This window comes from Streptomyces chengmaiensis (assembly GCF_029846775.1).
In the GTDB taxonomy this organism is placed as follows: domain Bacteria; phylum Actinomycetota; class Actinomycetes; order Streptomycetales; family Streptomycetaceae; genus Streptomyces; species Streptomyces chengmaiensis.
Genome location: NZ_JARWBG010000035.1, coordinates 1 through 14331, shown reverse-complemented (window position 1 = coordinate 14331; position 14331 = coordinate 1). Strand labels below are relative to the sequence as shown.

Annotated in this window: 12 protein-coding genes; 8 read left to right on the top strand and 4 right to left on the bottom strand. The window is 74.8% G+C overall.

The genetic code is table 11. The features are described 5' to 3' along the window. Window positions 1-478 precede the first annotated feature (478 nt). Together QCN29_RS25095 and QCN29_RS25090 are read left to right on the top strand one after the other, a co-directional pair. Window positions 479-1723, top strand: a complete 1245-nt coding sequence (locus tag QCN29_RS25095) for an aminotransferase class I/II-fold pyridoxal phosphate-dependent enzyme (RefSeq protein WP_279930972.1) — start codon at window positions 479-481, stop codon at window positions 1721-1723. A gap of 35 nt (window positions 1724-1758) precedes the next feature. Continuing rightward, on the top strand, window positions 1759-2820 hold the full coding sequence (locus QCN29_RS25090) for an MBL fold metallo-hydrolase (RefSeq protein ID WP_279930970.1): 1062 nt from the start codon (window positions 1759-1761) through the stop codon (window positions 2818-2820). A gap of 171 nt (window positions 2821-2991) precedes the next feature. On the opposite strand, the gene QCN29_RS25085 is transcribed toward QCN29_RS25090, so the two are convergent. Then, entirely contained in the window at window positions 2992-3675 is a 684-nt protein-coding gene (locus QCN29_RS25085; protein WP_279931032.1) for a DedA family protein, read from the bottom strand. Window positions 3676-3752: 77 nt separating this feature from the next. Then, window positions 3753-4538 (bottom strand): MBL fold metallo-hydrolase, encoded by a 786-nt coding sequence (locus tag QCN29_RS25080; RefSeq protein ID WP_279930968.1) that lies wholly within the window; start codon window positions 4536-4538, stop codon window positions 3753-3755. A 553-nt stretch (window positions 4539-5091) separates the two neighbouring features. Between QCN29_RS25080 and QCN29_RS25075 the strand changes: the two genes are divergently transcribed. The 4 genes from QCN29_RS25075 (at window position 5092) to QCN29_RS25060 (ending at window position 9982) form a co-directional block, all read left to right on the top strand. Continuing rightward, on the top strand, window positions 5092-7140 hold the full coding sequence (locus tag QCN29_RS25075) for a phage holin family protein (RefSeq protein WP_398859928.1): 2049 nt from the start codon (window positions 5092-5094) through the stop codon (window positions 7138-7140). Between the two features lie 176 nt (window positions 7141-7316). Then, window positions 7317-7853 carry an ATP-binding protein gene (locus tag QCN29_RS25070; RefSeq protein ID WP_279930965.1) on the top strand — a complete coding sequence of 179 codons (537 nt, stop codon included), beginning with the start codon at window positions 7317-7319 and terminating at the stop codon, window positions 7851-7853. A 66-nt stretch (window positions 7854-7919) separates the two neighbouring features. Further along, window positions 7920-9215 (top strand): VWA domain-containing protein, encoded by a 1296-nt coding sequence (locus QCN29_RS25065; protein ID WP_279930964.1) that lies wholly within the window; start codon window positions 7920-7922, stop codon window positions 9213-9215. Beyond that, window positions 9215-9982: a hypothetical protein gene (locus QCN29_RS25060; RefSeq protein WP_279930963.1), complete on the top strand. Its 768-nt coding sequence runs from the start codon at window positions 9215-9217 to the stop codon at window positions 9980-9982. Before QCN29_RS25065 ends, QCN29_RS25060 begins: the two co-directional genes overlap by 1 nt. Window positions 9983-10340: 358 nt before the next feature. Here QCN29_RS25060 and QCN29_RS25055 read toward each other — a convergent pair whose 3' ends face one another. Continuing rightward, on the bottom strand, window positions 10341-10766 hold the full coding sequence (locus tag QCN29_RS25055) for an SsgA family sporulation/cell division regulator (protein ID WP_240135170.1): 426 nt from the start codon (window positions 10764-10766) through the stop codon (window positions 10341-10343). Between the two features lie 236 nt (window positions 10767-11002). After that, window positions 11003-12067, bottom strand: a complete 1065-nt coding sequence (locus QCN29_RS25050) for a phosphatidylinositol-specific phospholipase C domain-containing protein (RefSeq protein WP_279930962.1) — start codon at window positions 12065-12067, stop codon at window positions 11003-11005. 226 nt (window positions 12068-12293) lie between these two features. Between QCN29_RS25050 and QCN29_RS25045 the strand changes: the two genes are divergently transcribed. Both QCN29_RS25045 and QCN29_RS25040 read left to right on the top strand, forming a co-directional pair. Continuing rightward, the gene (locus QCN29_RS25045) at window positions 12294-13838 is read left to right on the top strand and encodes an ATP-dependent DNA ligase (RefSeq protein WP_279930961.1); all 1545 of its coding nucleotides are present in this window, start codon (window positions 12294-12296) and stop codon (window positions 13836-13838) included. A gap of 76 nt (window positions 13839-13914) precedes the next feature. Beyond that, on the top strand, window positions 13915-14220 hold the full coding sequence (locus QCN29_RS25040; RefSeq protein ID WP_279930960.1) for a 4a-hydroxytetrahydrobiopterin dehydratase: 306 nt from the start codon (window positions 13915-13917) through the stop codon (window positions 14218-14220). Window positions 14221-14331 lie beyond the last annotated feature (111 nt).

The following is a 14331-nucleotide window of genomic DNA, read 5'->3' as shown; positions in this document are numbered from 1 at the left end:
CGCCTGAGCTGCCTGAGCCGCCTGAGCGGCTGGAGCCGCTTAGGCTGCCCGCGGCACCCGAGCTGCCTGAGTGGCCCGAGCCGCCTGTGGTCGCCGGGGTGCCTGAGCTGCCTGAGCCGCACAAGGAGCCCGGGCGGCCTGAGGAGCCCGAGGAATCCGAGCCGCCTGGGTGTTCCGGGCGGCCTCGGTGTGGCTCCGGGCTGAGGCCCGGAGGGCGCGAGCCTCGGCGTGCGGGGAGCGGCAGGGCGGTCGGACATACCGCGCGTGTACCCCGGCGGACGGGGCGGGCCACGGGGGAGAACCGCCGGTACGCCCACACGGCCCTGCGGCCCGGCCCGCCCGGCGGGATGGTGCGAACCTTCGTATAAAGGGCTCATGGACGGGGCAGACGTACGGCGGCGCAGGTACGGCGAGACGGGTGTGACAGCCGGGGCACGACGGCCAGCCGCGGCGGCCCAGGCGCGGCGGAGGTGACGGCATGCGGCACACGGCTCCGGAAGGCCGGGGGCCCGTCCGCTACGGACCCTCCGCGCCCGAGACCGGGCTGCCCGTCCTCCCCGAACTCGCCGCCGTGCTCGCCGCCTCGGCCGGGCAGCCGGCCGAGCCGCCCGGCGGCGGCCCGCGGCTGCGGGAGGCCGCCTGCGCCTACTGGCAGCGGCGAGGACTGCGCACCCGGCCCGAGGAGGTGGCAGCGGCTCCCGGCGCCCAGCCGCTGCTGTTCGCGCTGATCGCCGCCTACGGCGGCGATGTGCTGATGCCCCGGCCCTGCCCCGCCTGGTGGACCCCGCAGGCGCGGCTCCTTGGCAGACCCGCCTACCATGTGCCCACCCCGGCAGAGTGCGGCGGCGTCCCCGACCCGTACGCCCTGCTGGAGACCGTGCGGCGGGTGCGCGCCGAGGGAGGCTCGCCGCGCCTGCTGCTGCTCTCCGTCGCCGACGACCCGACCGCCACCGTCGCTCCGCCGGAGACCGTCCGGGAGGCATGTGAAGCGGCCGTCGGCGAGGGCCTGCACATCATCAGCGACGAGACCTGGCGGGACACCCTCCACCGTCCGCACGACACCGTGCTGTTCAGCCCCGCCGAGATGTGGCCGGAGGAGGTCACCGTCATCAGCGACCTCGCCGGGGCGCTCGCCCCGGCGGCCTGGCCGGTCGCCGTCGCCCGGTTCCCGCACACCGGGCGGGCGGCCGCGCGCCGCGCCAGAACCCTCGACATCCTCACCGCGCTGGGGGCGGAGGCGGCGGGCCCGGTCGCGGCCGCTGCCGCGTACGCCCTCGGGGAACCGCCGCCGGTCGCCGAGAGGGCCGTACGCGCCGCCGCGCTGCACGCCCGGATCGCCGCCGCCGTGCACCGCGCCGTGCTCGGCTCCGGCGCGCTCGCCCGCCCGCCGCAGGCCGGCCGCCATCTCTACGCCGACCTTGGCCCGCTGCGCGCCCCGCTGGCGGAGCGGGGCGTCACCGACTCCATGGAGCTCGAGGAGTATCTGACGCGGCGGCTCGGCACGCCGGCGCCGGGCGGGCACCGGTTCGGGGACGAACTGGGCGCCCTGCGCGTGCGGCTGGCCACGGGGCCGCTGCTGGGAGTCAGTCACGACCAGCGGTGTGAATCCCTCACCACTCCGGCGCCACTGGAATTGCCGCACGTCGCAGACGCGTTGAGGATTCTCGCATCGGTCTTCGACGAGCTGAGCGACGAGCTGACCCGACGACACCGCGCCGGATGACCGGCGCCGCGTGAACGGCGTTGAACGGAGCCGCGATGACGGACCACGCGGAGCGTACGGAACCCCCGCATCGGCCGCGGCCGGAGCGGCCCGGGGGACCGGGCGATGCGCCGCCGCCCCGCTCCCGCACCCGCCCGCTGTACGAGCTGCGCCGCTGGCCCCGTTCCTTCGCCGACCGGCTGACCGCGCCGCTGCCCGGTGTGCGGGCGCTTGCGCGCCTGGCCAGGGAGGGCGCCGTGCGTCCCGGAGCGGAGGGGCTGCGCGACACCCCGCTGCTGCCCTTCGCCCCCGGTCCGCTGCCGGCTGCGGACCCCTCCGGTCTCGCCGTCACCTGGGCGGGGCACGCCAGCTGGGTGCTGTCGATCGGCGGGCTGACCGTTCTGACCGACCCCGTCTGGTCGCGCCGCATCCTCGGCACCCCGGCCCGGCTCACGCCCGTCGGGGTGCCCTGGGAGGATCTGCCGCGCGTCGACGCCGTCGTCATCAGCCACAACCACTTCGACCACCTGGACGCGCCCACGCTGCGGCGGCTCCCGCACGGCACGCCGGTGTTCGTCCCCGCAGGTCTGGGCCGCTGGTTCCGGCGCCGCCGCTACACCCGGGTGACGGAACTCGACTGGTGGGAGGGGGCCGAGCTGCCCGCGCCCGGCGGGCGCGGCGTGCGCTTCGACTTCGTGCCGGCCCACCACTGGTCCAAGCGGACCCTCACCGACACCTGCCGCTCCCTGTGGGGCGGCTGGGTGCTCACAGCCTCCTCGGGCCGCTCCGTGTACTTCGCGGGCGACACCGGCTACGGCCACTGGTTCAAGGAGATCGGACGCCGCCACCCCGGACTCGATGTGGCGCTGCTGCCGATCGGCGCGTATGAGCCGCGCTGGTGGCTCGGCGATGTGCACACCGACCCGGAGGAGGCGGTGCGCGCCTTCGAGGTCCTCGGGGCGCGACACATGGCGCCCATGCACTGGGCGACCTTCGTGCTCTCCGCCGAGCCGGTGCTCGAACCCCTCACCCGCGTCCGCGCCGCCTGGTCCCGTACGGGCCGCCCGCGCGACGAGCTGTGGGACCTGCCGGTGGGAGGCTCGCGCACGCTGCCGTAGTGGCACGGCCCGGCACGGCAGGGCACGGCCGAAGGCGTACGGGGGGCCGGGACCTCGCCCCGGATCTGCGGGGGCGCGGCCCGGCACGGTCCGGCAGGGCAGGGCAGGGCACGGCCGAAGGCGTACGGGGGGCCGGATCTCGCCCCGGACCTGCAGGGGCGCGGCCCGGCGTCAGTCGCCGGGTTGCGGGCCGTCCGGCTGGAGGCTGCGCGGGCGGGGGTCCTCAGGGCCGCCGTCCGGGCCGTCGCCTCCGTCGCCGCCCGCTCCACGCAGCCGCCGCCACAGCGTCGGCGCCACGCTGACCAGCAGCGCAAGCGTGACCGCCGCCAGCACGCCCTGCCACGCCTCGTCGAAGAGGGAGCCGCCCAGAATCCCGATGAGCTGATACGTCGCAGCCCACGCCAGACAAGCCGGCACGTCGCCCCGCACGAACGTCCGCAGCGGCATTCGGGCGAGCAGACACGCCAGCATCACCGGAATCCGCCCCGCGGGCACCAGCCGGGAGAGCACCAGCACCGTCACCCCGTGCTCCCGCAGCTTCCACTGCGCCTGCTCCAGGCGGTCGGGGGCGGCCCGACCCCGCAGCGCGGCCAGCCAACGCGAGCCGTTCCTCGAGCGGACGCCCCGCCCGCCGAGCCAGTAGAGCGCCACATCGCCGAGGAACGCCGCGAAAGCCGCCACCAGGAACACGAACAGCAGCGCCAGCGGGGACGTCTGATGGAACGCCACCACCGCCGCCGAACTCACCACCGCCCCCGTCGGCACCACCGGCACCAGCGAACCCAGCGCCACCAGCAGAAACAGAGAGGGATAGCCGACCGCCTGCTGAGTCGACTCCGGAGGCAGCCGCGTCACCGACTCCGACAGCTGACCGAACCCCTCGGACACGCTCCGGGACACGCCCCGGGCCAGATCGGAGAAGCGCGACGGGCTCACCGGACGGCCCCCGGCCGGAACCCCTCGCCATGCCCGAGCCGGTGGACGGTCACATCCGGCGCCAGCAGCGCCGCCTTGCGTACGAACTCCACACCCGGAGCGTGGAACTCGTGCGGCCGGACGCCGTCCATCCCGATCGGCCAGTACGTGCCGTAGTGCACCGGCACCGCGGCGCTCGGCCCCAGCGCCGCCAGCGCCTGCGCCGCGCGGGCCGCGTCCAGATGGCCGTGGCCCAGGTAAGGCCCCCAGCCGCCCACCGGCAGCAGCGCCACGTCCACCGGGCCCACCTCCTTGGCCATCGTGTCGAAGAGCCCGGTGTCGCCCGCGAAGTAGGTCCGCGCCTCCCCGTCGACGACATAGCCGAGCGCCGGCGAGCGGCGCGGCCCCACCGGCAGCCGCCGCCCGTCGTGCAGCGCGGGCACGGCACGCACCCGTACACCCCCGTCCACCGTCACCTCATCCCCCGGAGCCACCTCCGTGATCCGCAACCCGGCGCCTTCCACGAGCCGCCGCAGACCGGGCACGGCACGGCAGGCCCCGCGCGGAACGATCAGCGCGGTGCCCGGGGCGAGCCGGGCGAGCGACGGCAGATGCAGATGGTCGGCGTGCAGATGGGACACCAGCACCGCCTCCGCCGCGGCCGCCCGCGGCGGAGGCAGCGCCCCGCGCCGTCTGCGCAGATGCGCCAGCCGCCACACGAACAGCGGGTCCGTCAGCAGCCGGACCCCGGAGTCCTCGATGGTGCAGGTGGCATGGCCCCACCAGGTGATCTCCACCGGCACGAGCACGCCTCCTCGCCGTTGTGCCGAGCGCCGTCCGCGGCGGACGCCGTCTCCGGACCCCGTCCCGGCGCCCTTTCCTACGAGACTAGCGGCGCGGCCGACGGGCCTTGCCCTGTCGCGCCGTCCCGTGCTTCCCGCGGACTGCCGAGCGCCCGTCCGTCCGGCTACGGCCCCGGCCGGCGCCGAGGCGGACGGGACGCATCCGCCCGCCGCCCCGGGACCACCCGCCGCCCCGGGACCAGAGGGGCCGATGGCCGGCTACGACGGCTGCCGACCCACGGCGTCGGCGCGCGGCGGCCTCTCCCTACGTCCGCCGGCGGCGGACGTCCGCGGTAGGCCCGACCATGCGAACGCGATGTCGGCCGCCCCTCACACCGCTCCACCGGATCACGGCCTCCGCTGTGCCAGGCTGGAGAGCGGCTGGCGGAGTACGGAGCCAGGAGCGCGCGGCGAGAGGCGGGGTGACGGCGGCGTGGGCGGCACGGGGCGATGGCGGACGGCGGGCAGGGCCCTGCTGCGCGTGACCCTGGTGTGGGCGGCGTCCACGGTCACCATGCTGGCGCTCGCCGGGCTGCTCCCCGACTTCGAACTCCAATCACCCGACGGCGACAGCATCACCCGGACCGCCGTCACCGCCGCCTGGGGCGCGGGCGCTTTCGGTCTGCTCACCGCGCTGGTGTGGCCGGTCGTCGTACGCGCGCTGCTGCTGGTGCCCGCCCTGGTCCTGGGCATGCTCGTCTTCTTCCTCAACGGATCCCTGCTGCTGATCGCCCTCTGGCTGATCCCGGACGGGCGCGGGGCCGCCGACCCGGAGACGGCGGTCGTCGTCGCGGCCGTGATGTCCGCCGTGGCCTCCGCCACCTCCACCGCCCTGGCCGTGCGCGACGACGACGCCTACCGCCGCAGGCTCTACCGGCTCGCCCACCGCCGCGACCGGCGGCGCGGCCCGAGCGGCGCGGAAGGCGACGGCGAGGAGCAGCCGCCCGGCACGGTCTTCGTCCAGCTCGACGGCGTCGGCTGCGAGGTGCTGCGGCGCGCCGCGGCCGACGGCGTGATGCCGACCGTCGCCGAGTGGCTGGACACCACGCACCGGCTCACCCCCTGGCACACGGACTGGTCCTCCCAGACCGGCGCCAGCCAGCTCGGCATACTGCACGGCACCACCTACGATGTGCCCGCCTTCCGCTGGTACGAGAAGGACCGCGGCCGGCTGATGGTGAGCAACCGGCCCGCCAGCGCGGGCGAACTCCAGCGCCGCGCCGTCGAACGCACAGGCGACGCCGGGCTGCTCGCCTCCGACGGGGCCAGCCGCGGCAACCTGTTCAGCGGCGGCGCCGACCAGCTCGCCCTGGTGCTCTCCGTGGCGGCGCGCCGCGGCCGGGCGAACCGCTCCCGCGCAGGCTACTTCGCCTACTTCTCCGACCCCGCCAACGCGGTCCGCACCGCGGTGTCCTTTGTCGCCGAAGTGCTCCGCGAGATCGGCCAGTCGACCCGGTCCCGGATGCGCGGCGACCGGCCCAGGGTCGGCCGCGGCGGGCTCTACCCCTTCATCCGGGCCTTCGCCACCGTCGTCGAACGCGACGTGGTGGTCGCCGCGGTGATGGGCGACATGCTCGCCGGGCGCAGCGCCGTCTACGCCGACCTCGTCGCCTATGACGAGGTGGCCCACCACTCCGGGCCGCACAGCAAGGACGCCTCGACGGTGCTTGAGCGCCTCGACCGGTCGCTCGCGCTGATCGCCAAGGTCGCCGAACACGCGCCCCGCCGCTACCGGATCGTGGTGCTGTCCGACCACGGCCAGAGTCCCGGCGAGACCTTCGAAGCCGCGTACGGGCTGACGCTGAAGGATCTCGTACGGGCCGGCTGCGGACTGCCGGTGTCCCGGCGCGCCGAACGCTCCAAGAGCGGCGCGGAGGCGCGTGACGCTGCCCGGGACGCCCTGCGCAGCGCTCTGCACCGCACGGTCGACGAGGGTGCGGAGCAGGAGCCCCCCACCGGCTCGGAGCCCATCGTGCTCGCCTCCGGGAATCTGGCGCTGATCTCCTTCCCCGACACCGATGAGCGGCTCAGCCGCGAGCAGATCGACCGCCGCCACCCCGCGCTGCTGCGGACCCTGGCCAACCATCCGGGCATCGGGTTCCTGCTGGTGCGCAGCGAGAAGCACGGCTCGGTGGCGCTGGGGCGGGACGGCACGGCCACACCGCTGGCCGAACTCGCCGACGATGTACCGCCCCTGACGGGTTTCGGGCGCGGATCGGCCGCCGCCGTACGCCGCACCGACGGCTTCCCGCATGTCGCCGACATCATGGTCAACTCGATGTACGACCCGGTTGCCGGCACGGTGCACGCCTTCGAGCCGCAGATCGGCTCGCACGGCGGTCTGGGCGGGGAGCAGTCCCATGCGTTCCTGCTGTCCCCGGCGGAGCTGTCCGCGCCGGTGGCGGACGGCGCGGAGCTGGTCGGCGCGGAGCAGCTGCACCGGGTGCTGCGCCGCTGGCTGGCGGAGGGCCGCGGGCCGGGGCGTGGACCGCGGATACCCGCCGCGGGCACGGACGACGCCGGCGCCGCCGAGCCCTCGGCTCCCGCGCCGACGTCACCATAAGCCCGTCGCGGCGAGCGCGCCGCTCCGCCGCCGCGTCCGCTCCCGCGCGAACGCTCTGTGTTGCGCGGGCGACGGTGTGACGTCACCCTGTTAATGACCCATAAGCGACACACGCTCACTCTTCGCACTCGGGGCTCAGAGCCGAACGGGTGGCAGGTCGCGGTGAGGAGCTGGTCATGGACCACCAGTCCGCCTGCCGCTACACCTTGGACGTGCAGGCATCCATCGAGCGGATCCCCCAGATCCGGCGCATTCTCGCGGCGCATCTCCGATACTGGAGTCTCGACGCGCACATCGCGCCGGTCTGCCGCGCCGTCGACGAACTCGTCGGCAACGTCGTGCGGCATGTGACCGGCGACAAGAGCTGCGTCGTGGAACTCCGCTGGACCGGCCGCCATGTGATCGCCTCCGTCGCGGACACCGATCGCCGGATGCCCAAGCTGACCAGTCCGCACCCGGCGAGGGGCGGGCTGGCCACGGTCGCCGCCCTCAGCGACAGCTGGGGGACATGCGCCACCGCGACCGGCAAGGTGATCTGGTTCAGCAGACGCGTGAAGGCCGCTCAGCGGGTGCCGCGGTCCTCGCTCGTTCCGCTCGACGCCGTACGGGAGTTCAGGCCGCTGCCCGCGAAGCCGCTGCCCGCGGAGCCGGCCCCCGCGGAGCCGGCCTCCGCCGCGGCGGACCGCGTACTGGAGACGACAGCGGTCAACTGACCCGGTTCCGCGAGGGATGTGACACCGGGTTTTGGACCGACGCGCGATCGTCAATACGATCCGCGGATGATCACAAGAAAACGGCTTGCGGCCGGGGTGTGCGGGCTGCTCGCCACCCTCGCCGTCGGGCTCTTCCCCTCCGGCGCGGCCGCCGACGCCGCCGATGCCGAACCCTCCTCCGGACCAGCTCCGAAGGTCGACCTCGTCCTCGACGTCAGCGGCTCCATGCGCACCCGCGACATCGACGGACAGAGCCGGATGGCCGCCGCGAAGCAGGCCTTCAACGAGGTGCTCGACGCCGTACCCGAAGAGGTGCGGCTCGGCATCCGCACGCTCGGCGCGAACTACCCGGGCGAGGACCGCAAGCTCGGCTGCAAGGACACCCGGCAGCTCTACCCGGTCGGACCGCTGGACCGCACCGAGGCGAAGACCGCCGTCGGCACGCTCGCCCCCACCGGCTGGACGCCGATCGGACCCGCGCTCCTCGGCGCGGCCGAGGACCTCGAGGGAGGCGACGGCACCCGGCGGATCGTGCTCATCACGGACGGCGAGGACACCTGCGCGCCGCTCGACCCGTGCGAAGTCGCCCGGGACATCGCCGCCAAGGGCATACATCTCGTCATCGACACGCTCGGGCTCGTCCCCGACGCCAAGACCCGCCGCCAGCTCACCTGCATCGCAGAGGCCACCGGCGGCACCTACACCTCCGTCCGGCACACCGACGAACTGTCCGGCAGGGTCAGCCAGCTCGTCGACCGCGCCGCCGACCCCGTGGTCACCCCCGTGGCCACCGAGGGCGCCGCCCAGTGCACGGACGCGCCGCAGCTCCGCCCCGGCCTCTACACCGACCGCGAGGAGTTCGGCGAGCACCGCTGGTACCGGGTGGACGTACCGCCCGGACGGGAGCTGCGCGCCTCGGTGAGCATCGCGGCGGACCGCGCCGTCGACGACGACTACGGAGTGCTGCTGCGGGCCGTGACCGTGCACGGCCGGGAGATCGTACGCGGCGCGGAGGCGGGCAACGGCCGCACCGACGTCATCTCCACCGGGCTGCGCTACCCGAAGCCGCCGCTCGACGACGAGGACGACGCGAACGGCACGGGCGAACCGGCGGCGGAAACCGTCTGCCTGGAAGTCAGCAGCTCCTTCTCGGCCCCCGACGCGGTCAAGAAGACCCCGGGCCTGCCGGTCGAGCTGGCGATCGACCTGGTGGAAGGCCCCGACGAGGCGTCCGACGTCGCCGCCTTCGGCCTCGGCCGCGGCTGGTGGCCGCTCGCCGTCCTCGCCCTGGCCGGTCTGCTCACCGGACTGCTCTGGGGCTGGATCTCACGCTGGCGCGTCGCCGTCTGGAGGACCCACTGATGCGCGTGTTCACCCGCATGGCGGCACTGTCCCTCGCGGCGGCCGCGCTGCTGACCACGGCCACACCCGCCTTGGCCGACGACGCCGAGCCCGCGGCCGGTCCGACGGAGGCGGGCACCTCCTTCCGTACCGCGACGGCGGTCGAGCAGGGTCGGCCCGCCACCGCGCAGGGGTCCACGGGCGACTACCTCTACTGGTCCTTCCCCGCGGACGCCGGACAGCGCCCCGTGATCGAGGCCGAGGTCACGCTGCCCGAGGCCGCGAGCCGCCACGGCGCGGCGACCTGGCGGCTCGACGTCTACGACGGGCTGCGCCGCCACCAGCCCTGCAAATACGGCATGCCCAGCCGTACGGCCGCGCAGGACGCCTCCTCCGTCAAGCTGACCTGCACCCTGCGCACCGTGCGCTCCTGGGCGGACACCTGGTCGAACGAGCCGCTCCCCGGCACGTACTACATCCGTCTCACCGTCGCCCGGCTGCCCGAGGAGGACCTCGGGCAGCCGGTGACCGCCCGCATCGAGGCGACCTCTGCCGAACGCGGCGGCGCCTACGCGGTGGACGGCGTCCTCGGCGCGCCCCTTGTGCCCGGCGCCGGGACGGAAGGGGACGACGCCGCGGCGCCGGAGGGCGGCTGGTCCTCCGGATGGTGGACGGACCGGTGGATCTGGACGGCCGCGGGCGGACTGGTCGCGGCGCTGGCGGGCGTCTGGGGCCACCGCCTGACCCGCGGCCGCGGCCGCCCGCCGCAGGCCCCGACCGGGGCCTGATCCCCTTCCCCGGGGGGCGGAGCCCCCGGCCCCCGCGCGGGGCTCCGCCCCGGACCCCCGCGCCTCAATCGCCGGCGGGGCTTGGTGGTGCTGCTTCCGCGCCTCAAGCGTCGACGGGCTTGAGGCGCGGGCCCCGCGCGGGAGTGGGCCCCTGACGCCGCGGGGCGTCAGGGGTACGCCGACGAGTGGGCGAGCAGGGCGGGTTCGCGCCGGCTCGGCAGTCGTCGCTCACGGCGCCCGCGTAGCAGCGGCCCCGCTCAGGGGGGCGTGTCCCGGCCGGAGGGAGCGGTTTCGGCGATGGCGATGTCCCGACCGCGGTACGACGCCGCGTCGGCGGGGCGTGACGCGGGCGGGCAGATCAGCCGTGGGTCTCCCCGAGCAGCAGGGCGAGTGCCTCCTCCACGTCCATGCCGTCCGCCTCGCCGCCGGCCGGCACGACGCCGTAGGACCGGACCAGGAAGCTCCGCAGGGCGGCCGTGCCGAACCGGAGCAGCGCCACCCCTTCGGGGGAGCGCAGCTCCACCATGGTCTGGGCGGGTCCCCACGGCCAGATGTGCACATCGCCGGCGCCCGACGGGCTGCTCAGCCCGGACTCCAGCAGACTGCGGGCGAAGACCCAGGTCACGCCGGTGTCGGCGAGGGACGCCTCGGCCGGGAAGTCCATGCGCATCGCGTAAGGGTCCTCGGCGGTGTACCGCAGCCGCACCGGAATGGCGGGGCCGGTGTGCGGGGCGGCATCGTTGATGAGCCGGGCCGGGACCGACTGCGCGACGGTGGAGGACATCGACTCGCTCCTTTGGCTGCGGGCGTCCATGAGACAGGTCCACAGGGTGCGAACGGACCCTGTTCTCCTTACGACGCCGCCAAGGGCGGAGCGATTACAGGCGACCCATGAGTAAGTGATGTGATCTGCGTCACTCGGTGAAGAAGCCCCGGCCGGCACGGGGGCCACCGGCCGGGGCGGTCTGTGTAGATGAAGCTTAAATCATCATGTTGTGGCGCCCTGCGCCGGGGGTGCGGCTACGGCTGCCCGCCTCTCGGCACCACGGCGGCCAGCACGGACGGCAGTGGGTACCAGTCGGCGGAGACGACGCTGGCGTGCCGGCCGGCCAGCAGGGAGACCCGGTCCCGGGCCTCGGCCTCCGTCGGGCGGACGGCGTCGATGGCGGGCGCTACGTTGTGGGCGGAGGTCATGACGACCAGATAGCGGTTCCGGTCGTACCAGGCGGTGTCGATCGAGCCTCCCGCGTATGCGTTCGCGTCGCCGTCGAAGACGACGAACCAGGGCCGCAGCCCGGCGTCCGCGTACCGCGTGCGCGGATCGCCCGAGGCGGCTCCGTGCACCGCCGGGAACGCGGCCGCCTCGCCGAGCCGGCCCGCCGCCTTCAGGGAACGCAGATGCATGGCGTACTCGCGGTCGGTCCACAGTGAGTCGAAGGGGTTCCGCTCCTCGAGTGTTCCGGGGATCAGTTCGACGACGAACCTGCCCGCCATCGCCGAGCGGCTCGGCCAGCCGTCCGCCCGGACCGCTGTGTCCAGGTCGGGATGCCCGCCGGCCAGATCGGCCGGCCGGAAGAGGGCGTCGCCCAGGCGGGCGGTGAGCAGCGCGTCGAGCGCGGCGGGGCCGCGCCCGCGCTTCCCCTGGAAGCCGTCCTTCATCTCGATCTTGATGAGAATCGGACGGTGGCCGGGGTTGGCGTCGTGCCAGGCCCGCATGTCGGCGAGGCAGCCGCCGAGGTCCTGGTTCCTCGCCCGGGTGCGCAACTGGTCCGCGTGGGCGGCGTTCTCACAGTTGTTGTCGTTGCCGAAGGGGTTGCTGTGCGAGACGCGCCATGAACGGCCCAGCCCATTGGTCCACACGTCGAGTTCGAGCATGCCGGCGCCCGAGTCGAGGGCGTCGGCGAAGTATCCGAACTTGTCCTTCTCATACGCGTTGTGGACGCCCACCCAGGTCGATGCGGCGTAACTCGCTTCGCCGGCGTGCGCGGTGCGGGGCGCGGCGGTCGCCTGGGCGGGTGTGAGCGCGGCCGCGAGCAGTCCGGTCGCGGCGGCTGCGGTCGCGGCGGCGCGCGAGAGCTTCCCCATGGGTCCCCTGTCTGTACGTCGATGGGATGCGGGTGCCTTGAGGTGGTCATGACTCCCTCAAGTCGGCTGCATCGTAGGGGAGTTGAGTGAACAAGGGGAGACGGGGTCCAGCCGTCCGCGGGCACGGTCGACACGGCGCGGGCGCCGATGCGGTCGACGCGGTACGGCGCGGCGAGGCGGCGCCCTCCGGCGTGCGGGGAGGTGCGGCGCGGGCGAGGATGGGCCCATGCTGTTCGCCCGCCTCGCCGAGGTCTCACGCGAGGTCGCCGCCGCCCCGGCCAGATCGCGGAAGACCGCCGCGCTGGCCCGGCTGTTCGCCGCGGCCGGGCCGGAGGAAGCGCCCCTGGTCATCTCGTATCTCGCCGGGCGCGTGCCGCAGGGCCGCATCGGCGTCGGCTGGAGCACCCTCAGCGAGCCCGTCCCGCCCGCCGCCGCTCCCTCGCTGACCGTCACCGAGGTGGACGCCTCCCTCGACGCCCTCTCCCGGGTCTCCGGACCCGGCGCGCAGCGCGAGCGCAGAAGGCTGATCGACCGGCTCATGGGCGCGGCGACCGAGGAGGAACAGCGCTTTCTGCACCGGCTGCTCACCGGGGAGGTGCGCCAGGGCGCCCTGGACGCCATCGCCCTGGAGGCCGTCGCCCGGGCCGCCGGGGCCCCGCCGGACGAGGTGCGGCGAGCCGTGATGCTGGAGGGCTCGCTGCCCCGCGTCGCCCGGGCCGTCCTCGCCGAGGGGCCGGGGGCGCTCGGCCGGTTCCGGCTGCGGGTGGGCACCCCGGTGCAGCCGATGCTGGCCCACACCGCCGCCTCCGTCGACGACGCCGTGCGCACCCTCGACGCCGCCTGCGCCGTCGAGGAGAAGCTCGACGGCATCCGCGTCCAGGTCCACGTCTCCGGCCGCGAGGTGCGGATCTACACCCGCTCGCTCGACGACATCACCGAACGGCTGCCGGACGTCCGCGCCGCCGCTGCCGGGCTGGCGGGGGACCGGTTCATCCTGGACGGCGAGGTGATCGCCCTCGACGCCGCCGGGCGGCCCGTGGCATTCCAGGACGTCGCCTCCCGGGTGGGCTCCCGCGCCGACGTGGTCGCGGCCCATGCCGCGCTGCCGCTCTCGCCGGTGTTCTTCGACGTGCTCGCCGCGGAGGGCGAGCCCGTGCTCGACCTCCCGGGCGGCGAGCGCCACACCGTGCTGGCTCGGCTCGTCCCCGAGCCGATGCGGGTGCGCCGCGCCGTCGTCGACGACCCCGTGTCCGGGGAGCAGATCGCCGCCGCCGAGGAGTTCTTCGCCGAGACGCTGCGCCGCGGCCATGAAGGCGTCCTGGTGAAGTCGCTGGCCGCCCCCTACAGCGCCGGCCGCCGCGGCCGCTCCTGGCTGAAGGTCAAACCCGTGCACACCCTCGATCTGGTGATCCTCGCCGCCGAATGGGGGCACGGCAGACGCACCGGGCTGCTGTCCAACCTCCACCTCGGCGCCCGCGCCGCCGACGGCGGCTTCGTCATGCTCGGCAAGACGTTCAAGGGGCTCACGGACGAGATGCTGAGCTGGCAGACCGAACGGCTGCGGGAACTCGCCCTCGACGACGACGGATTCACCGTGACCGTACGCCCGGAGCTCGTCGTGGAGATCGCCTACGACGGCGTCCAGCGCTCCCCGCGCTACCCGGCGGGCGTCACCCTGCGCTTCGCCCGCGTGCTGCGCCACCGCCCCGACAAGCCGGCGGCCGACGCCGACACCGTCGAACAGGTCCTCGCCGCACGCGGGAGCGCCTGAAGACGGCAAGGCTGCGCCCGCCCTATGGTGGCTGCCACCGCCGCAGTCCGCCCCGTTCCAGGAAGGGATGCCGCCCATGCCCACCGAGCCCTTGTCGCAGAAGGAGATCGAGGACCGGCTGCGGGAGCTCCCCGGCTGGTCCCTGGAAGGCGACCGGATCACGCGCTCGTACCGACTCGGAAGCCACTTCGCGGCGGCCGCGATGGCCGTGCACATCGCCCGGATCCAGGACGAGCTGAACCACCACTCGGACCTCACCCTCGGCTACGACACCCTGGGCCTGTCCGTCCACACCCATGACGCGGGCGGCGCGGTCACCGCGAAGGACTTCGCCCTGGCCGAACGCGTCGAACAGATCGCCCCCGGCCACGGCGCGTCGTAGCCCGCCGCCCCTGCGGGGGACGCAGGGCCGCCGTCCCGGCCCCGCGCCGACAGCGGCCCCGCCGCCGGGCCGACAGCGGTCCCGCCGCCGGGCCGACAGCGGCCCCGCCGC